The sequence below is a fragment of the Phenylobacterium sp. genome (assembly GCF_036563385.1).
Classification (GTDB): domain Bacteria; phylum Pseudomonadota; class Alphaproteobacteria; order Caulobacterales; family Caulobacteraceae; genus Phenylobacterium.
In genome coordinates this window covers 46,992-65,202 of record NZ_DATCML010000001.1, presented here as the reverse complement: position 1 = coordinate 65,202, position 18,211 = coordinate 46,992, and the positions used below count along the sequence as shown (strand labels likewise).

The 18,211-nt window shown below is 71.5% G+C and carries 18 protein-coding genes; 7 read left to right on the top strand and 11 right to left on the bottom strand.

The features are described from left to right. Positions 1-62 precede the first annotated feature (62 nt). On the bottom strand, positions 63-623 hold the full coding sequence (locus tag VIL67_RS00270; RefSeq protein WP_332046838.1) for a sugar transferase: 561 nt from the start codon (positions 621-623) through the stop codon (positions 63-65). A 50-nt stretch (positions 624-673) separates the two neighbouring features. After that, positions 674-1,501 (bottom strand): 23S rRNA (adenine(2030)-N(6))-methyltransferase RlmJ, encoded by an 828-nt coding sequence (gene rlmJ, locus VIL67_RS00265; protein ID WP_332046837.1) that lies wholly within the window; start codon positions 1,499-1,501, stop codon positions 674-676. 75 nt (positions 1,502-1,576) lie between these two features. On the opposite strand from rlmJ, the gene VIL67_RS00260 reads away from it, so the two are divergent. From VIL67_RS00260 to VIL67_RS00250, 3 genes are all read left to right on the top strand, one after another. Further along, positions 1,577-2,671: a DNA topoisomerase IB gene (locus VIL67_RS00260; RefSeq protein ID WP_332046836.1), complete on the top strand. Its 1,095-nt coding sequence runs from the start codon at positions 1,577-1,579 to the stop codon at positions 2,669-2,671. 71 nt (positions 2,672-2,742) lie between these two features. Further along, positions 2,743-3,960, top strand: a complete 1,218-nt coding sequence (locus VIL67_RS00255) for an LLM class flavin-dependent oxidoreductase (protein WP_332046835.1) — start codon at positions 2,743-2,745, stop codon at positions 3,958-3,960. 50 nt (positions 3,961-4,010) lie between these two features. After that, positions 4,011-4,823: an arylamine N-acetyltransferase family protein gene (locus VIL67_RS00250; protein WP_332046834.1), complete on the top strand. Its 813-nt coding sequence runs from the start codon at positions 4,011-4,013 to the stop codon at positions 4,821-4,823. Here VIL67_RS00250 and VIL67_RS00245 read toward each other — a convergent pair. Together VIL67_RS00245 and VIL67_RS00240 are read right to left on the bottom strand one after the other, a co-directional pair. Continuing rightward, complete coding sequence (locus tag VIL67_RS00245) at positions 4,820-6,826, bottom strand: TonB-dependent receptor (protein ID WP_332046833.1); 2,007 nt, start codon at positions 6,824-6,826, stop codon at positions 4,820-4,822. The genes VIL67_RS00250 and VIL67_RS00245 overlap by 4 nt on opposite strands. Positions 6,827-6,856: 30 nt before the next feature. Beyond that, positions 6,857-8,224 carry a family 43 glycosylhydrolase gene (locus VIL67_RS00240; RefSeq protein ID WP_332046832.1) on the bottom strand — a complete coding sequence of 456 codons (1,368 nt, stop codon included), beginning with the start codon at positions 8,222-8,224 and terminating at the stop codon, positions 6,857-6,859. A gap of 64 nt (positions 8,225-8,288) precedes the next feature. On the opposite strand from VIL67_RS00240, the gene VIL67_RS00235 reads away from it, so the two are divergent. Then, positions 8,289-9,050, top strand: a complete 762-nt coding sequence (locus VIL67_RS00235; protein ID WP_332046831.1) for an SDR family oxidoreductase — start codon at positions 8,289-8,291, stop codon at positions 9,048-9,050. Between the two features lie 211 nt (positions 9,051-9,261). Continuing rightward, positions 9,262-9,531, top strand: coding sequence for a hypothetical protein (locus tag VIL67_RS00230; protein ID WP_332046830.1), 270 nt, complete (start codon positions 9,262-9,264; stop codon positions 9,529-9,531). 186 nt (positions 9,532-9,717) lie between these two features. Here the strand turns inward: VIL67_RS00230 and VIL67_RS00225 are convergent, their stop codons facing one another. From VIL67_RS00225 to VIL67_RS00215, 3 genes are read right to left on the bottom strand one after another with little or no spacing between them, the layout of a single operon-like run. Beyond that, positions 9,718-10,530 (bottom strand): crotonase/enoyl-CoA hydratase family protein, encoded by an 813-nt coding sequence (locus VIL67_RS00225; protein ID WP_332046829.1) that lies wholly within the window; start codon positions 10,528-10,530, stop codon positions 9,718-9,720. Between the two features lie 2 nt (positions 10,531-10,532). Then, complete coding sequence (locus VIL67_RS00220; RefSeq protein WP_332046828.1) at positions 10,533-11,435, bottom strand: glutathione S-transferase family protein; 903 nt, start codon at positions 11,433-11,435, stop codon at positions 10,533-10,535. Then, positions 11,436-13,286 carry an AMP-binding protein gene (locus VIL67_RS00215; RefSeq protein WP_332046827.1) on the bottom strand — a complete coding sequence of 617 codons (1,851 nt, stop codon included), beginning with the start codon at positions 13,284-13,286 and terminating at the stop codon, positions 11,436-11,438. Between the two features lie 201 nt (positions 13,287-13,487). Here VIL67_RS00215 and VIL67_RS00210 point away from each other — a divergent pair, with 201 nt between their 5' ends. Beyond that, positions 13,488-13,877: a cupin domain-containing protein gene (locus VIL67_RS00210; protein ID WP_332046826.1), complete on the top strand. Its 390-nt coding sequence runs from the start codon at positions 13,488-13,490 to the stop codon at positions 13,875-13,877. 195 nt (positions 13,878-14,072) lie between these two features. On the opposite strand, the gene VIL67_RS00205 is transcribed toward VIL67_RS00210, so the two are convergent. The 4 genes from VIL67_RS00205 to VIL67_RS00190 are packed head-to-tail and all read right to left on the bottom strand — an operon-like array spanning position 14,073 to position 17,276. Next, positions 14,073-14,864 carry a glutathione S-transferase family protein gene (locus VIL67_RS00205; protein ID WP_332046825.1) on the bottom strand — a complete coding sequence of 264 codons (792 nt, stop codon included), beginning with the start codon at positions 14,862-14,864 and terminating at the stop codon, positions 14,073-14,075. After that, a complete protein-coding gene (locus VIL67_RS00200) occupies positions 14,861-15,496 on the bottom strand; it encodes a glutathione S-transferase family protein (protein WP_332046824.1) in 636 nt (211 codons plus the stop codon). The genes VIL67_RS00205 and VIL67_RS00200 overlap by 4 nt, the downstream gene beginning before the upstream one ends. A gap of 4 nt (positions 15,497-15,500) precedes the next feature. Then, positions 15,501-16,298, bottom strand: a complete 798-nt coding sequence (locus VIL67_RS00195; RefSeq protein WP_332046823.1) for an enoyl-CoA hydratase/isomerase family protein — start codon at positions 16,296-16,298, stop codon at positions 15,501-15,503. 12 nt (positions 16,299-16,310) lie between these two features. Continuing rightward, positions 16,311-17,276, bottom strand: a complete 966-nt coding sequence (locus tag VIL67_RS00190) for an alpha/beta fold hydrolase (RefSeq protein WP_332046822.1) — start codon at positions 17,274-17,276, stop codon at positions 16,311-16,313. A gap of 121 nt (positions 17,277-17,397) precedes the next feature. Here VIL67_RS00190 and VIL67_RS00185 point away from each other — a divergent pair, with 121 nt between their 5' ends. Continuing rightward, the gene (locus tag VIL67_RS00185; protein WP_332046821.1) at positions 17,398-18,210 is read left to right on the top strand and encodes an enoyl-CoA hydratase/isomerase family protein; all 813 of its coding nucleotides are present in this window, start codon (positions 17,398-17,400) and stop codon (positions 18,208-18,210) included. Position 18,211: the final 1 nt, after the last annotated feature.

Here is an 18,211-nt window from a genome sequence, read left to right as displayed (position 1 = left end):
TGCTCCTGGGACGGCCCAGGCGGAGAAACGCCCAAGCCCCGCGGTGGAGTTCCCCTCAAAGTTTAATGGCTTACGCCTTTCCCGCTGAACGCCGCCCGGATCGTGCGCAGGAGGATGGCCAGATCGAACGCCAGCGACCGGCGATCGAGGTATTCGCGGTCCAGGCGCACCTTCTCGGGGATCGGCAGCTCGTCGCGCCCGTTCACCTGCGCCCAGCCGGTGACGCCCGGGCGAAGGCGGTGGACGCCGTGCTCCGTGCGGAGGGCGACGAGGTCGTCCTGGTTGAACAGGGCCGGCCGCGGCCCGACCAGGCTCATGTGGCCGACCAGCACGCTCCAGAACTGCGGCAGCTCGTCCAGGCTCGTGCGTCGCAGGAGGCGGCCGAGGGGCGTCACCCACTGGTCAGGGTCGGCAAGCAGGTGGGTGGCGACGTCCGGCGCCCCGACCCGCATGGTGCGGAACTTCGGCATGGCGAACAGCCGATTGTCCCGGCCGACCCGCTTGGACCAGTGCAGCGCAGGGCCCCGGCTCTCCAGCCGAATCGCTACCGCCAGCGCCAGCAGAAGGGGTGAGAAGAGCACCAGCCCCACAAGGCCGCCCGCGATGTCGATCAGCCGCTTCACACGGCGCTTCTAGGCCGGCGCGGGCGCCGCCGCCAACTCCTCCGAGCCGCTCAAGCCGCCAGGGCGTAGACGCGGGCCTCGCCGCCCTCGCCCAGGCTTCCCGCCGTCCAGCCGCAGATCGCCTCCAGCACAGGCGTCAGCCCGGCCGGCGGGTCGAGCAGCACCAGGGCGCAGCCGTTCATCTTCATCGGATCGTGCAGCGGCCGCATGCGCGTCTCGGCCGCCAGCAGGGGCGCCTCGACCGCATCCTCCAGGTCCCGCAGGAAGGCGTCGAAGGTCTCCAGGTCCTTGAGCGGCAGCCAGACCAGCGCCTGGAGGGCCGGATTGCGCCGGCGCGCCTGCGCCAGGGTCGCGACGCACTGAGCATAGTCGTCGGCGCGCTCGAACGGCGGGTCGATGACGAGCAGCGCCCGGCCGCGTCGGGGCGTCTCGGCCAAGGCTGCGGCATAGCCATCGGCGCACGCCGTTCTGACCCCGGGCGCATCCTTCAGCAGGGTCTTCAGCGCCCCGTGCTCCTCGGGCCGCAGTTCGCAGGCCAGATAGCTGTCGCCGGGCCGCAGCGCGTCGGCGATCAGCCGCGGCGAGCCCGGATAGCGGCGCACGCCGCCGCCGCGGTTGAGGGCGCCCACCGCCTGGACCAGGGGCGCGAAGGCGTCGGGCGCGTCGGCGGCCCCCATTAGCCGCACGACCCCGGCGTCCGCCTCCCCCGACTTGCGCGCCTCCTCGCCGGCAAGGTCGTAGAGCCCCCGCCCGGCGTGGGTGTCGATGATCGCCAGCGGCGTCGGCTCGGCCCGGAGCCGCGCGAGCAGCTGCAGCAGGCACGCGTGCTTCACGAGGTCGGCGAAGTTCCCGGCGTGGAAGGCGTGACGGTAGTTCAAGTCTGCTCCGGAGGCGGGAGGAACCGGCCCTCCGCATACCACGTTGCCGCGAGGCCGGAGGAGTGTGCGACGACCATGGCCAGGGACATGCCCGACAACCTGGAGACCGCCCCGCCCGGCCTCGACGACATGGAGGCCGCTGGGCTGGTCTATGTGAGCGACACGGACCGCGGCATCACCCGCCGGCCCGCCCGGTCGAACGGCTTCAACTACATCAAGCCGAACGGCGACCCGGTCACGGACGAGAAGACGCTGGACCGCATCCGCAAGCTGGCCATCCCGCCGGCCTGGACCGACGTCTGGATCTGCCCCAGGGCCAACGGCCACATCCAGGCCGTGGGCCGCGACCAGAAGGGCCGCAAGCAGTACCGGTATCACGAGCGCTGGCGCGAGGTTCGCGACACGCACAAGTACGATCGGGTGATCGCCTTCGGCCGCGCCCTGCCCAAGCTGCGCCGCCGGGTGGACGAGGATCTCTCCCGCCGCGGCCTCCCCCGGGAAAAGGTGCTCGCCGCCGTGATCCGGGTGATGGAGAAGACCCTCATCCGCGTGGGCAACGAGGAATACGCCAAGCAGAACAAGAGCTTCGGCCTGACCACGCTGCGTGACCGGCACGCGAAGATCGACGCGAAGGGGGCGGTCTTCGAGTTCCGCGGCAAGAGCGGCAAGGCGCACCGAACCGGCTTCAACGATCGCCGGCTCGCCCGGGTGGTGAAGGCCTGCCAGGACCTGCCGGGCCAACGGCTCTTCCAGTACATCGACGAGGACGGCGAGCAGCGGGTCGTGGAGTCCGCCGACGTCAACGCGTACCTGCGCGAGACCATGGGCGAGGACTTTTCGGCCAAGGACTTCCGCACCTGGGCCGGCACGCTGGCCGCCGCACGCGGTCTGATCGAGCTGCCGCAATGCGCCACCGCGACGGAAGCCAAGCGCAACATCAACACCTGCGTCAAAGCTGTGGCCGGCGTGCTCGGCAACACCGCTGCGGTGTGCCGCAGCGCCTACATCCACCCGGTGGTGCTCGACAGCTACCAGCGCGGCGCCCTGCCCCTGAAGGCCGCGAAGGACGAGCGCGCGTTCGAGCTCGCCGTGCTCCGCTTCCTCGAAGCGGCTCGCGACGAGGTGAAGGAGGAGATCGCCGAGCAGGCGAAGGGCGCCGGCAAGGCGTAGCCTACCGCGGCGGAACGCCGGTATCGTTCAGCCCGAGGCGCGGGGGGAACCGCGCACCTTGGGAGGAAGATATGCTGCCGGCCCGCCTGCGCTTCGGCGCCTTCATCGCGCCATTCCATCCGGTGGACGAGAACCCCACCCTCGCGCTCCAGCGCGACCTGGAGCTTGTGGAGTGGCTGGACCGCCACGGCTACGACGAGGCCTGGATCGGCGAGCACCACTCCGCCGGCTACGAGCTGATCGCCAGCCCGGAGGTGTTCATCGCCGCGGCCGCCGAGCGCACGAAGCACATCCGCCTGGGCACCGGCGTCGCTTCCCTGCCCTACCACCACCCGATGATGCTGGCCGACCGCATCAACCAGCTCGACCACATGACGCGTGGGCGGGTGATGTTCGGCGTCGGGCCGGGCGCCTTGGTTTCCGACGCCTTCATGATGGGCATTCCCGTCCAGAAGCAGCGGGATCGCATGGACGAGGCGCTGGACGTGCTGGTCCGGCTGATGCGCGGCGAGGAAGTCACCCACCACTCCGACTGGTTCGAGCTGCGCAACGCCCGCCTGCAGATGACGCCCTACTCGCGGCCGTCGGTGGAAATGGCGGTGGCGAGCCAGGTCTCCCCCACCGGCGCGCGCGCGGCCGGTCGCCACGGCGTGGGGCTTCTGTCGCTGGGCGCCACCTCCACCGCAGGGTTCAACGCCCTGGCCTCGAACTGGGCGATCGCCAACGAGCAGGCGGCCGAACACGGCCAGACCATGGACCGCAACGCCTGGCGTCTGGTGGGCCCCATGCACGTGGCCGAGACGCGAGAGCAGGCCATGGAGGACGTCCGCTTCGGCCTGGACAAGTGGATCTACTATTTCCGGGAGATCGCCAACCTGCCGATCGTCCCCGAGGGCGATGACCCGGTGCAGGCGATGATCGACACCGGGCTTGCGGTGATCGGCACGCCGGAGGACGCGGCGCGCCGGATCCAGCAGCTGGTCGACGAGAGCGCCGGCTTCGGCGCCTTCCTGTTCATGGACCACAACTGGGCGCCCTGGGAGCGCAAGAAGCGCAGCTACGAACTCGTCGCCCGCTATGTCTTCCCGCAGTTCCAGCAGCTGAACGTCAACCGCGAGGCCTCCATGGCCTGGGTGGGCGAGAACAAGGCCGAGTTCACCGCCGAGGTGCGCAACGCCGTTGGCGCGCGGATCGTCCAGCACATGATGGAGAAGGGCGCCGACAACATCCGCCCCGAGATCGTCCAGCTGATCACGGGCCAGGCGCCCAACGCGGGCGGCGCGGAGTAGCTGGCGAAGCCTGGCCGCAGCCCCTAAGTCTGGTGGCGGGAGGCGGGACCATGGACCTTGCGGCCTATTTCGAGCGGATCGGCTTCCAGGGCGAGGCCCGGCCGGACCTTGCGACGCTTCGGGCCCTGCACCGGGCGCACCTGCTGGCCATTCCCTACGAGAACCTGGATGTCCAGCTCGGTCGGCCGCTGACGCCCGACCCGCGCGCCGCCTTCGATAAGCTGGTCGGCCGGCGGCGGGGCGGCTGGTGCTACGAGATGAACGGCGTCTTCGGGGCGGCGCTGGAGGCCATCGGCTTTCGCGTGACGCGGCTGGCGGGCGGCGTGATGCGTGAGCTGATCGGCGACGTCCAGGCCGGCAACCACCTGGTGCTGCTCGTGCACCTCGACCGGCCCTGGATCGCCGACGTGGGCTTCGGCGACGGCAGCCTGGAGCCCTTCCCGCTGGCCGCCGGCGCGATCCGGGCGGACGGCTTCGACTTCAGGCTCGCGGATCTCGACGGGCGCTGGTGGCGCTTCCACAACCACGACCAGGGCGGCGCGAAGTCCTACGACTTCACCCTCGAGCCCGCTGCGGAAGACCTGCTGGGCGCCAAGTGCCAGTGGCTGCAGACCGCCCCGGAAAGCGTCTTCGTGCAGAATGCATTGGTCCAGCGCTGGCGGCCCGACCACCTGCTGCAGCTCCGCGGCCGGGTGCTCCGGGAAGTCCGCCCGCGCCGCGCGGACCAGCGCCTGATCGGCTCCGCGGACGCGTACGTGGCGGTGCTCGGCGAGGCGTTCGACCTCGACCTGCCGGAGGCCGCCGCGCTGTGGCCGCGGATCTGCGCGCGGCACGACGAGCTGTTCGGCCCGGTCCCGGCCTAGCGGCGCAGGGCGAAGCCCACCCGGACGGTGCGCGGCGCAGCGAAGCTCTCCACCCCGTCCGCCGTCTCGCCGACCTCCAGCTTCTCGTCGAGCAGGTTCTCGGCGGCCACGTAGAACTCGCTGGCCCTGGTCAGGCGCCAGGCGGCCCGAAGGTCCAGCTGCACGCCGGCCCCGAGCTTGCGGGTGTTGAGGTCGTCCTCCCAACGAGCGGTCTCGTAACGAGCGTCCGCCCTCAGCCCGAGCCGCTCGGTCACCTGCCAGTCGAGGCCGGCGGTGGCCGTCAGCTTCGGCGTCTGAGCGGGACGCTTCCCGGTCAGCTGCGGGGCCGCCGCGCCGCCGTCCACCTCGGCCTCGGTGTAGGACAAGGCCGCGCGCCAGCCGAGCGCCGGGCCGACCTCCCCCGACCCGTCGGCTTCTACGCCCCAGGCGGTGATCTCGCCGGCGTTGCGCCGCTGGCGGAGCACCCCGCCGGCGGGGACGAAGCCCGCGGTGGGGAAGGTTCCCGGGCCGATGCCGATCGTGACGTTGGTGATCGGGTCTTCGAGCCGGTTGTAGAAGACGGTCGCGCTCCAGCGTACGGCCGTGTCGCCGCCCACGCCCACCTCGACGCCCTGCAGGGTTTCGGGCTTCAGGGTCGGGTTGGCCTCGGTGATGTCGTTTCCGACCCGGAACGGCCGGTGCAGCTCGTTCAGGGTCGGCGGGCGGAAGCCGCCGTAGGCCGCGGCGCGCACCCAGACCGCCTCGGCGATCTCGTAGCGCACCCCCAGGCGGGCGGTCGGCGTCGTGCCGGAGGCGTCGGCGGTGGCCTGGTTCAGCAGCACGGCGTTGTTGGCCAGGTCCCACTCGCGGCGGATGGCGTCGTATGACCTCCAGCCGTCAACCCGCACGCCGCCGGTGACCAGCCAGGGGCCGCTGTCGAGGGCGGTCTCCAGGTAAGCCCCGCCGACCATCGTCTTGCCGCCGGCCAGGCGGCCGCGGGTGAAGACGCCGTTCATCAGCCGGAAGCGCTCGCGCGCCTCGCCGTCCGTCAGGCGCACGTCCGCCCCGGCCTCCCAGGCCAGGTCGCCCCACAGGCCCTGTAGGGCGGCGTTGAGGCCGTAGCCGACCGCCGGGGTGGCGTACTGGTCGTTGGCGGGCGTGGTGGTCGCGCGCCCCGCGGCCACGGCGACCGAACTGTTCTTCAGGTCGCTGCTCCGCACCCAGCCCTGCAGCCGCCAGCCCCCGACGCCCTGGGCGGGCGCCCGCGCCAGGGTCAGGGTGGCGGAGCCGCCGGAGGCGACTGAGCGGGTGCCAGCGAGCCCTGCGCCGCGGCGCTCCTCGTAGGCCGAGAGGCGCACGGCGCCGTCCACGCCCGCCACCTGCCGCTGCACACGGAAGGCCAGGCTCACGTCCTCCAGTTCCAGCGGCCGGTCGGCCGCGCCGGCCCGCGCGCCGCGGACCGGCACATAGCCGTCGGTGCGCTCGGCGCTGGCGGTGACCAGGACGCCGGGGCCGCCGCCGGACGCCGCGAGGCGCCAGCTGTCACGCTGGCCGGCCGAGGCGTCGAAGGCGGCCAGGCCCTCGCCCGCCCCGCGCTCCTGCAGGGCCACGACGCCGGTGAGCGCGCCCGCGCCATAGGGCCCCGCGCCCGCCCCGCGGACGATGGTCGCCCCGTCCAGCCCTTCGGGCGGCAGGGCGCTCCAGATCACCCAGCCGCCGAAGGGGTCGTTCTGCGGGGCGCCGTCCAGGGTCACCAAGGCGCGGCCGGCGCCCGAGGGCGCGATGGAGCGGAGCGACAGCCCCTGGGTGGTGGGGTTGGCCGCGAGGCTGCCCGTGCGGCGGAAGAGCGAGACCCCCGGCGCACGCTTCAGCGCCTCGTCCAGCCGAGGTGTCGTCCGCAGGATCTCCGGCCCGATCGGCACCGCGCTGAAGGCGGCCTCGCCGCCAAGCGGGTTCAGCCTGGGCGGACGGACCACCACGACTTCGAGTTCGGCGGCGGGGGGAGGCGGGGGAAGGTCGGCCATGGGCGGCCACGGCTAAACAGGTGTTCGAGCCTAGGCAACCCCACGTAGCGGCCGCGCTTCCAGCCTCACGGCGCCGTCATCGAACACCAGGCCTGCGCTCAGCAGGGCGCGGAACACCTTGTAGCCCATCTGCCCCGGCTTGAAGGCGTGCAGGAAGAGCCGGGGCCGCCCGTCCGGGCCGGGCGCCACCGAGACGTGCCCGGGCCCCCACCAGTCCCGCGAAGACTTCAGGAAGGGCTCTGGCTGCTTCACGAACGGGCCGAAGGGATGGTCGGCCACCGCCACCCCGACGCCGTACTGGGCGGTGGAGAAGTCGTTGCCGGAATAGAACATCCAGTACCGGCCGGCCTGCTCGGTGATCCACATGCCCTCGATGAGGTGGGCCTCCCATGGCTGGTCGTTGCACAGCACCGCCGTGCGCTCGCCGACCAGCCGCGTCCCGTCCGGCGACAGGCGCTGGGCGTAGACGGTGGTGGTCAGGGCCTCCAGGATTCCGTCGGCGAGCGGCCCCGCCCCGGCGCGCAGGCTGGCCAGCCGCGCGCGGAAGCCGGCTAAATCCTCCGTCACCGCTTCGATGAGCAGCTGGCGCAGGCAGAACTGCTCCATGGGGCCGAGCGTCTCGCCCCAGGCGTGCAGCGTCCGCGCAAGCTCGGCGGTGACCTGGTCCTCGGCCCGCGGGAACAGGCGTTCGATCAGGTGCGGGCGCTCCCAAAGCAGGCGCGACAGCGGACCCGGCCAGTGGCCGTTGCTGTCCTGCTTCCAATAGAGCACCGGGCCCGCGGGGTCCGGCAGGATGTGGGCGTCGATCACGTCGCCGGCCAGCAGCGGGGCGTCCGGCGCGGAGAACGGCCCGGCGGGCGACGGCGCCCTGGCGAGCCCGATGGCCAGCTCGCCGTCGGTTCGGCGCGCCGTGAAGCAAAGCCAGACCTCGTCGCCCACCCGGTGCATCTCGGGCGCCCAATAGTCGCTGCCCGGACCGTCCAGGGCCCAGGCCGGCTTGCGGCCGGACGGGAAGGCGAATCCTGCGGGCTCCCAGTGGATGAGGTCCCGCGACCCGAACAGCGGGAAGCTCTCCGGCGCGTCGTTCGACGTCACCGCCATCCACCAGCGGTCGCCGTCGCGCAGCACGCAGGGATCGCCGTAGCCGTAGAGCACGCCTTCGCCCAGGTTCTCGGTGAGCAGCGGCTCCAGCCGCGGGTCCGGACGGTCGAAGTCCACCGGCCGACGCGCCAGCGGCACGCGACACCCGAAGTCGGCGGCCAGCCGGGCGAACAGGTCCTGGTAGGCGGCCTGGCTGTCGTCGGCGAGCACGTACCCCAGGGCCTCGCCGCCGGCGCGGCGGACGCGCAGCGTGCGGGGGCCGCCCCCCTGCCCGCTCACCTCGATCTCGAACGTCACGGACCTGCTCCCTGCTTCGCGCCCTCCGTCTAGCGGCCCGCGGGGATCGGGGCTATCGAGGCGCATGGCCACAGGTTCGGGGAAGGTTGCGATCGTCACGGGGGCCGGGTCCGGCATCGGGCGGGCGGTGGCGCTCACCTTGCTGGCGAACGGCTGGGCGGTGAGCCTGGCCGGCCGGCGCGGCGAGGCGCTGGAGGAGACGGTGCGCCTGGCCGGCGAGGCGGCGGACTGGGCCATGCCGCTGGCCACCGATGTGGCCGATCCCGTCGCAGTGGACCGGCTGTTCGAGGCGACCCGGGGCCGGTTCGGCCGGCTGGACCTGCTGTTCAACAACGCCGGGACCGGCGCGCCGCCCGTGCCGCTGGAGGAGCTGTCGCTGGAGGCCTGGAAGCGGGTGGTGGACGTCAACCTGACCGGCGCCTTCCTCTGCACCCAGGCGGCCTTCCGGCTGATGAAGGACCAGGACCCGCGCGGCGGGCGGATCATCAACAACGGCTCGATCTCGGCGCACGCGCCCAGGCCGCGCTCCGTCGCCTACACCGCCACCAAGCATGCGATCACGGGGCTGACCCGCTCCACCTCGCTGGACGGGCGGGCCTATGACATCGCCTGCGGGCAGATCGACATCGGCAACGCCGGCACGGACATGACCCGCGCCATGGCCCGCGGCGTGCCGCAGGCCGACGGCACGATGGCGCCCGAGCCGGTGATGGACGTCCAGGCGGTGGCCGACGCGGTGCTCTACATGGGCAGCCTGCCGCTGGAGGCGAACGTCCAGTTCATGACGGTGATGGCCACCAAGATGCCGTTCATCGGCCGCGGCTGACGGATCAGGCGCCGAGCGCCCAAACCTGAGGCGCCCGGCTCAGGGCCTCGGCAGCGTCGCGAAAAAATCATGCTGCGACGCAACATGATCGTTGCTCACTCAGCGGTTCCAAGGCATCGGGAGCTCAGGCGCAAGGCCACGTCAGTTCCGGCCACGCCGACGAGGAACGCCGCGAAAGGGGTTGGAAGCAACCTCAGTCCGGAACCGAACCATGATCCGCATCCTGACCCTGGCCGCCGCCGCGGCCCTGTCGATCGCCGCCCCGGCGAGCGCCAAGTCCATCCGCATCTCCACCGTCGGCAAGAGCGCCGAGCAGGTGCAGGCCGAGGTCACCAAGGCCGCCCGCTCGCTCTGCGTGCGCGAGACCATCGGCGCGAGCTTCCCCGTCGACCTGCAGCGCGCCTGCGTGAAGAGCACCGTCAGCAAGACCATGGGCCAGCTGGCCGGCGCGCCGGCGCAGACGCGGGTGGCGGCGCGCTGAGCCCATAGCCCTCGTCCTCGATGGAGCAGGGTTGGGTGGTGGTGTGTGCAGGGCGGCGCCACAGACGCGCTGAAGGGGGCCGGCGCCTCCCGCGGCACGCCTTCAGCTTAGTGCGCACACCACCATCCCCGCCCTTCCTCCATCGAGGACGAAGGGAGAGCTGGGGTGAGGCCTCGCCAGCGGCGCCTACGCGAAGACTGGGGCGCGCTTTTCCATGTTGGCCTTCACGGCCTCCACCTGGTTGGGGGCGCCGATGAGGGCGACCTGCTCGCGGGTTTCCTCCAGGAAGATCTCGGAGACGCTCGCGTCCGACTGGGCCAGGTTGAGCAGGCGCTTGCCCGCGCGGATGGCGTCGGGGTTCTTGGCGGCGATTTCGGCCGCGAGCGCCAGGGCGTCGGCGCGCGGGTCGTCGCAGACGCGGGTGGCCAGGCCCATCTGCACGGCCTCCTCGCCCGAGAAGATCCGCCCGCTCCAGGTGAGCTCGCGGGCCACGTCGTCGCGGATCAGGCCGCGCATCAGGACGATGCCGGCCATGTCGGGCACCAGGCCCCACTTGATCTCCAGCACCGCCAGCTTGGCGTCGCGGGTGACGAAGCGCAGGTCGGCGCCCAGGGCCAGCTGGAAGCCGCCGCCGAAGGCCACGCCGTGTACGGCGGCGATCACCGGCACGGGCACCTCGCGCCAGACATAGCAGCACTGCTGCGCCCGGTTGGCGCCGGCGGGGGTGCGGCCCTTGGTGAGCTCGTCGACGCTGCGCTGGCCACCCTTCCGCTCGCCGGACGCCATCTGCGAGAAGTTGCCCATGTCGAGGCCGGCGCAGAAGGCGCGGCCGTCGCCGGAGAGCACCACCGCGCGGACGTCCTTGTTGGACTTCAGGCTCTCGCCCGCCTCCACCAGAGCCTCGAACATGGCGTTGTCGAGGGCGTTCATCTTGTCGGTCCGGACGAGGCGCACGTCGGCGACGCCGTCCTTGATGTCCACCGTCACGCGGTCGTTCATGGTCAAGCTCCCTGGTCGTCCGCGGCCAGCACATAGCCGGCGCGCGGCAAATGGATGTTCAGCCGGCCGAGGTCGGGGTCCTCGCGGGCGATGACGATACGCCGGCCGCCGGCATGCACCAGCCGTCCGCGGATGGGATCGCGGCCATAGTCGTCGGCGCTGACCCGAACCGCCTGGCCTGGCGCTGGCCCTTCGGACAGGGACGTACCGTCGTAACCCTCCGGCTCGGCCGCGCGGGCGGCGGCCAGAGCGTCGGCCGGACTCATCTCAGTGCGCTGGCCATGGCCGAAGGAGCGCATGCGCTCGGCCCAGCCGCTGAGGTTGTCGAGCCCGTTCAGCAGCGCGGCGTCGGCGCCCGCCGCCCACCAAATCGGCATCCAGGTGGCCACGTCGGCCAGCGACGGCCGCTCGCCGCCCAGGAACGGCGCGTCCGCCAGGGCGGCGTCCGCCCACGCGGCGTAGGCCCGCCACTGGTCGCGCGCGAAGGGCGCGGCGGCCTGCATGGCCTTCACGTCGAAAGGTCGTCCGGAGAGCTTCTCGCGGTCCTCAATGAAGGCCCGGGGCACGGCGTCGCCCAGGCGCGCGAAGATGATCGCCACGCTGGCCTGGAACCAGGTGCGGTCGCAGAACAGGTTCACCGCCCAGTCCGCGCCGCGGATCACCTTCGGTTCGGGATGGCGGCGCTCGATCTCCTCGAGGATCACCTGGCTGTCGCAGTAGACGTCGGCGCCCGCCTGCATCACCGGAATGCGCCGGTAGCCGCCGGTGAGCGGGACCAGCTCGGGCTTGGGCATGATCACCGGCTGGATCACCGAGCGCCACGCCAGGCCTTTGACACCCAGCATGGCCCGCACCTTCTCCGAGAAGGGCGAGGTGTCGTAGTGGTGCAGGATCAGCTCGGCCATCTAGAGGACCACGACGCCCGGGCCCGGCGGGTTGGCGTAGAGGGAGTCCACCAGGGCGTGGCGGCGCTCCAGGGTGGCGCGCTGGTTTACGTAGCCCTTGTCGGTGATCTCGCCGGCGTCGATGGACGGCGGCTCGGTCATGATGACGAACCGGCCGATCCGGCGGGAGGAGCCGCCGGCCGTGGCGTTGAAGGCCGACAGGCGCTCCTTCAGCACCGCGGTCAGCTTGGTCAGCGGATCGTCGCCGAGCTCGGCCAGGCCGGCCGGCGACGGCCAGATCAAGGCGCCGGCGAACGGCTTGTCCTGGCCGGTGATCACCATGTCGAAGACGTAGGGCGTGCAGGCGGCCACCAGATCGGGGCGCAGGGTGCCCACCGAGACCCAGGTGCCGCTGTCCAGCTTGAAGTCCTCGGTCACCCGGCCGTCGAACACCAGGCCCTGGGCCGGGTCGTCCGGATCCAGGAAGCGGCAGGCGTCGCCCAGCTTGTAGAAGCCCTCCTCGTCGAAGGCCGCGGCGGTCTTGTCGGGATCGTTGTGGTAGCCGGTGGTGACGGTCGGGCCCTTCACCCGCACCTCCAGCTTGGACCCGTTGGGCACCAGCTTGAGCGTGATGCCGGGCAGCGGCAGGCCGATCAGGCCGACGCGCTCGGTGATCCAGTGGACGACGGTGATCCCCTGGGTTTCGGTCGCCCCGTACATGGTGGTGAGCGGGATGCGGTGGCCGGTCTCCTCGATCGCCAGCGCCTGGATCCGCTCGTAGATGTCGTTGGAGAGGGTCGCGCCGCCGTAGCCCATCTGGCGCATGTTGCGGAAGAAGCTGGCGCGCAGCTGCGGGTCGCGTTCCATGGCCTCAACCAGCATGCCGAAGGCCACGGGCGCGGAGCCGAACACCAGGGGCGAGACCTCGGAGAGGTTCTTGATGGTGGTCTCGAACATGCCCGGGATCGGCTTGCCCTCATCGAGGTAGAGGGTGCCCCCGCTCCAAAGGACGCCGTTGAAGCCGATGTTGCCCGCGGAGATGTGGCTCCAGGGCATCCATTCCAGAGCCTGGGGGATCAGGTCCGGGTCCTTGGGCTCGTCGCGCAGGCCCTCCTGGCCGGCGATCACGCCGGCGAACATGCCGTGCGTCTGGGGGACGCCCTTGGGCATGCCCGTCGAGCCGGAGGTGAACAGGTACTTGGCGACGGTAGAATGGTTCAGCCGCTCGCGGGCGTCCTCCACCGCCTGGGTCGGCTCGGTGGCGACGAGCTCGGACAGCGGGACCGTGCCGTTCCCGCCGTCGCCGCTGACGAAGAACAGCTGCGGGTCCAGCCCCTTCAGGGTTTCGATGGCCCGGGCGAACATGTCCGAATTCTGCACGAACACCGCCTTGGGCCGGACGGTGGCGAAGCAGTGCTTGAGCTTGGCGTGGTCCGACGAGATCAGGCTGTAGGCGGGGCTGATCGGGGCGATCGGGACGCCCGCGGTGTAGCAGCCCAGCATGACCAGGGCGTGCTCCACCGAATTGGCGGAGAGCACCATCACGCTGTCGGCGCCGGTGAGGCCGCGGTCCAGCAGCCACTGGGCGATACCGTCGGCCGCGCGCTTCGCCTCGCCATAGGTCACGCCCTGCCAGGGCCCGTGGCCCGGCGCACGCTGCAGGATGTAGGGGCGGTCCGGGTGCTCGGCCGCCCGCTCGGCCAGCAGGTGGGCGATGGAGCGCGGGCCCTCCCCCGGCGGGTGGTTCGAGCGGATGAAGACGGTCCCGTCGGGGCGCCGCTCCACGGAGACGTCCGGCGCCTTCTGCGGCAGGGGCTTGAAGGGCGGCAGGTTGGCGCTGACCGGCAGGGCGGCGTCGTCCACAAGGCTCATGGTTTTCCTCCCCGTGTTCCCGGGCTTTGCCGCCGAACCCTAGGCCAATGGCGCCTGCCCGCAAGCGCGCCGCCGCGTAAGCTGCCGTGGCGTCAGGCCGGCGAACCAGCCCTCTCGGCCGGATCAAATCGGCGCCGATCCTCGTTGCGTCCGCTCCGGCGCGACCCCACCTGAAAGCGCCACAGTGACCCGGAGATCGGAATGAAGGGCTTCGTCGAGAACATCGAGAAACTGACCGTCGAGAGCGACGACTACCGGCGCGTGCTCTACACCGGCAAGTACCTGCAACTGGTCCTGATGACCCTGCAGCCGGGCGAGGAGATCGGCGCCGAGGTCCACGAGGACCACGACCAGTTCTTCCGCATCGAGGAGGGCCGCGGCCAGGTCGAGATCGACGGCCAGCGCACCGACATCCAGGACGACGACGCGGTGATCGTCCCGGCCGGCGCCCGCCACAATGTGATCAACACCGGCGACGCGCCGCTTCGGCTCTACACCCTCTATGGCCCGCCCGAGCACCGCGACGGCGTGGTGGTGAAGACCAAGGCCGACGAGACCGAGGAGCACTTCGACGGCAAGACGACGGAGTAGGTCGAGGCCCTCCTCCTCGATGGAGGAGGGTTGGGTGGTGGTGTTCGCGCACGCGTCGCCCCGTGCGGCGCAGTGGGCGCCAGCGCCGAACGGCGCTCCGCCTTGTGCTCACTGCCCCCACCGCCATCCGCCCTTCCTCCATCGCGGAGGAAGGGAGAGCTGGGGCGGTCGGCGAGTGGCGCTGCGCGTGGGGCCTCAGCCGAACTCCGGTGCGAAGCGGATGTTGTCGCGCTCCAGGCCGCGCAGGACCACGTCAAGGCCCCCGGACTTGATCATCCACTCCAGGCGGTGGTCGCGGTATTCGCGCCTGAAGAGGCCCTTCTCCACCAGCTCGGCGACATTGGGCATGGCGGCGGCGCGGCTGGAGGCCGCGGCTTCGGCCACGGTGTCGGCGACTGACGGGCGAGCGTTGACGCGGGCCAGCCAGGCGGCGAGGCGGGAGCCCTCCGGCGGCGGATGGCCGTGGCCGACGGAGCCGTTGAGATAGGGCGCGACGCTGAGGTCGCCCCATCCGAAGGCGTCGCCGTTGAACCAGTCGCGGCCCGCCAGCTGGCGCTCCAGCCAGGCGTAGAAGCCCTCCGTCTGACGACGCGCGGCGGCCTCCAGGGCGCGGGCCTGCTCGCCCTCGGCGCGGCGGAACCAGCGCAGCTCCGACAGGCCCCAGTTGATCGCCTCGAAGTGGGTGTCCATGACCTCTTCCAGCATCCGCACACGGGCGCGTTCGGCGGGGCTGGCGGGCCGCAGCGGCGGCTCCGGATGAGCGTCCTCCAGGTATTCGAGGATGATGGTGGAGTCGAAGACCCGAACCTCGCCCTCCACCAGGGCCGGCACCTCGGCGCGCGGGCTTGCCTCGACAAAGTCCCCGGCGGCCCCGCCGGCGCCCAAACCGCCCGGCTGCACCGCCTGAAAGGCCAGCCCCTTCTCGCGCAGGGCGATCTTGACCTTCTGGGCGTAGGGCGAGAGCGGGTGGTCATAGAGGATGATCATGAGGAAAGCGCCTCGGAGAGCTCGATCTTCTGGGCGGCCTTGGCCGCCTGGAACCCAGGGCGGGCCTTCAGCCTGCGCCAATAGTCCGCCACCGCCGGGCTGAAGTGCTCGGACAGCTTCAGGTGATTGGCCAGCAGAAGGGCGTAACCCACGGAGATGTCTGCGGCCGTGAATCGGCCCGCGCAAAGCCACTCGGCGTCCTGCAGCGCCCGGTCCACGTGGCGCAGCCGGCTCAGGAACCACTGCGCGTAGTCGGCCGCGGCGGCGTCGGCCTTGCCCTTCTCGAAGGTCCCGTACCGCAGCACCAGCGTCTGCGGGAAGGTGAGCGTCGCCTCGCCGAAGTGCAGCCAGTTCAACCAGGCGCCGTAGGCCGGGTCCTCCACCGGCACCAGGAGGTCGTTGGGGGCATGGCGCGTGGCCAGGTACTGCACGATGGCGGCGCTCTCGCTCATGAAGGTCTCGCCCTCGCGCAGCGCCGGGATGGTGCCGAGCGGATTGACCTCCAGGAACTCGGGGGCACGGACGCGGGGCGGGAACGGCAGGTTGTGCAGCCGGTACTCGAGGCCCAGCTCCTCCAGGGCCCAGAGCACCCGGAAAGACCTGGCGTCGGGACAGTGCCAGAGCTCGATCATCGCCCTACCCCTCCCGCTGGCTGTAGACCGGGCGACGCTTCTCCAGGAAGGCGCGGACGCCCTCGCCGAAGTCGCCGTCGGCGCTGGCCAGGATCTGGTTGCGGTCCTCCATGGCGATGGCGGCTTCCAGGCCGCCGGCGTCGATGGCGTGGTTCAGCGCCTCCTTGGTGAGACGAAGGCCCAGCGGGGTGGCGTGCAGCATGTCATCCACGAACCCCTGGGCGACGGGCGCAAGCTCATCCGGCGGCACGATCTGGCTGACCAGGCCGAGCTCGCGGGCGCGCTCGGCGGTGATGAAGCGGCCGGTGAGCATGTACTCGGCGGCGACCGAGCTTCCGACCATCCGCGGCAGGAAGTAGCTCACTCCGATGTCGCAGGCCGACAGCCCGATGCGGATGAAGGCGGCGTTCATGCGCGCCGTCGGCGTGGCGATCCGCACGTCGGAGGCGAGCGCCAGGGCGAAGCCGCCGCCAGCCGCCGCGCCGTTGACGCAGGCGATGATCGGTTGCGGGCAGCGCCGCATGGCGACGACGATCTCGCTGATCCGCCGCTGGGCGGTGAGCCCCGCCCCGATCGAACGGTCGCCAGACGCTTCCGTGCGCTCCTTCAGGTCGAGGCCGGCGCAGAAGGCGTTCCCCGCCCCCTGCAGCACCACCACACGCACGTCACGCCGCCAGTAGAGATCGACGAAGAAGGCGCGCAGCTCCTCCACCAGGTTGCGGGAGAGCGCATTCAGCCGATCGGGGCGGTTGAGGGTCGCCCAGATGACCTCGCCCTCCTGCCGCAGCTCAAGGTCGGCCATGGGTCGTCTCCTTCAGAGGCTCTTGAGCCAGGGGATGAGGATGTCATTCACCTCGGCTGGCCGCTCCTGCTGGGTCCAGTGACCGCAGCCTTCAAGCACGTGGACGGCGCGCAGGTCGGTGGCGTGCTGGCGCATCAGGGCGCCCGGATCAGCGACGGCGCCGAAGACGGTGAAGGCCGGGTCGCGGTCTCCGCCGATCAGCAGGGTGGGCATCTCGAGCTTGCGGTCCTTGAAGGCCTGCAGCCACTCGAAGTCGCGCTCGTGGTTGCGGTAGCGGCTGATGGGTCCGAAGAAGCCCGAGCGCTCGAACTCGACCAGGTAGTAGTCGAGGTCGTCGGGGCTCATCCACGCCGGGAACTCGCCGGGATCGACCATGCCCTCCAGCAGGGTGGCGTCGGCGGCCTTCTGCGGCCAGGCGCCGGCGGGGGCGTCGCCGGAGATCGCGAAGTAGAACTTCCGCAGGAAGTCGCGCACGTCGCGCTCGGCCTCCGCCTCCGGCGGGCCCACCTTCTGGAACCAGGCCTGGTAGAAGAAGCGGTTCTTCCTTGTGAACGCCTCGGTGAAGACCTCCGTGAACGGCCGGCTGGGCACGCCGGTGAACGGCACGGAAAGGCCCGCCACAGCCGAGATCGCCTCGGGCCGGCTAAGCGCGGTGTTCCAGACGATGGGCGCGCCCCAGTCGTGGCCGACCAGGATCGCCGGCCGATCCGGCTGCAGCGCGCCGGCGACGCCGGCCACGTCGGCCGTCAGGCGCTCCATGGCGTAGTCCTCGACCCGCTGGGGCTTGTCCGAGCCGCCGTAACCGCGCACGTCGATGGCGCAGGCGGTGAAGCCCGCCTGCGCAATGGGCTGCAGCTGATGGCGCCAGGAGTACCAGCTCTCCGGGAAGCCATGCACGAGCACCACGAGCGGCCCCTCGCCTTCCACGGCGCAGCGGATCGTGGCCTCGCCGGCGTCGATCATCCGGAATTCGGGCATCTGTCGGCTCCCTCAGGCCGCCATGCTTTCCCCCCGCCCGGCCGCATGGCAAGACTGACGGGGCGTCACCGTTGACCCTGTCGCGGAGCCGCGCGCATCGTGGCCGGAAAGGAGGAGGCGCATGGTCTCCATCACGGAACGGGCCGCGGGCTTCGAGGCGGTGCTCGTGGACCTCGCGGGCCACGTGGCGACGATCACCCTGAACCGGCCCGAGCGGCGCAATGCGCTCTCCTACCGCGCCTACGACGAGCTGGAGCAGAGCTTCCGGCTGGCCGCGGCGGACCCCGAGGTGCGCTGCGTGATCGTCACCGGCGCGGACCCGGCCTTCTGCTCGGGCGACGACGTCGGCGAGATCATGGCGGGGCCGAAGCCGGTCTCGAAGGCGCCCCTGCCGGGGACCTACCAGGCCACGCCTGCGGCGATCGCGGCGCTGGAGTGCGACAAGCCGGTGATCGCGGCGGTGAACGGAGCGGCGGTCGGCTGGGGCATGGAGCTGGCGCTGTTCGCCGACGTCCGGCTCGCGTCGGAGAAGGCCAAGTTCGGGGAGCTGTTCGTCAAACGCGGCCTCGTCTGCGACGTCGGCGGCTTCTACCGGCTTCCGGCCATCGTGGGTCCGGCCAAGGCCGCCGAGCTGCTGTTCACCGGCGAGGTGTTCGACGCGGCCGAAGCCCTGCGCATCGGCCTGGTCACCGAGGTGACGCCGCACGCCGAACTGCTGCCGCGCGCGGAGGCTCTGGCTGCGAAGATCGCGGCGAACCCGCCGCTGGCCGTGCGCCACCTGAAGGCCGGGCTGGCGAAGTTCAGCTACGGCGATCCGCGCGAGATCGGCGCCTGGGCCATCGAGAAGATCCGGCTGCTGATGCAGACGCACGACCACCGCGAGGGCGTCACCAGCTTCCTGGAGAAGCGCGAGCCGGTGTTCGAGGGCCGCTGAG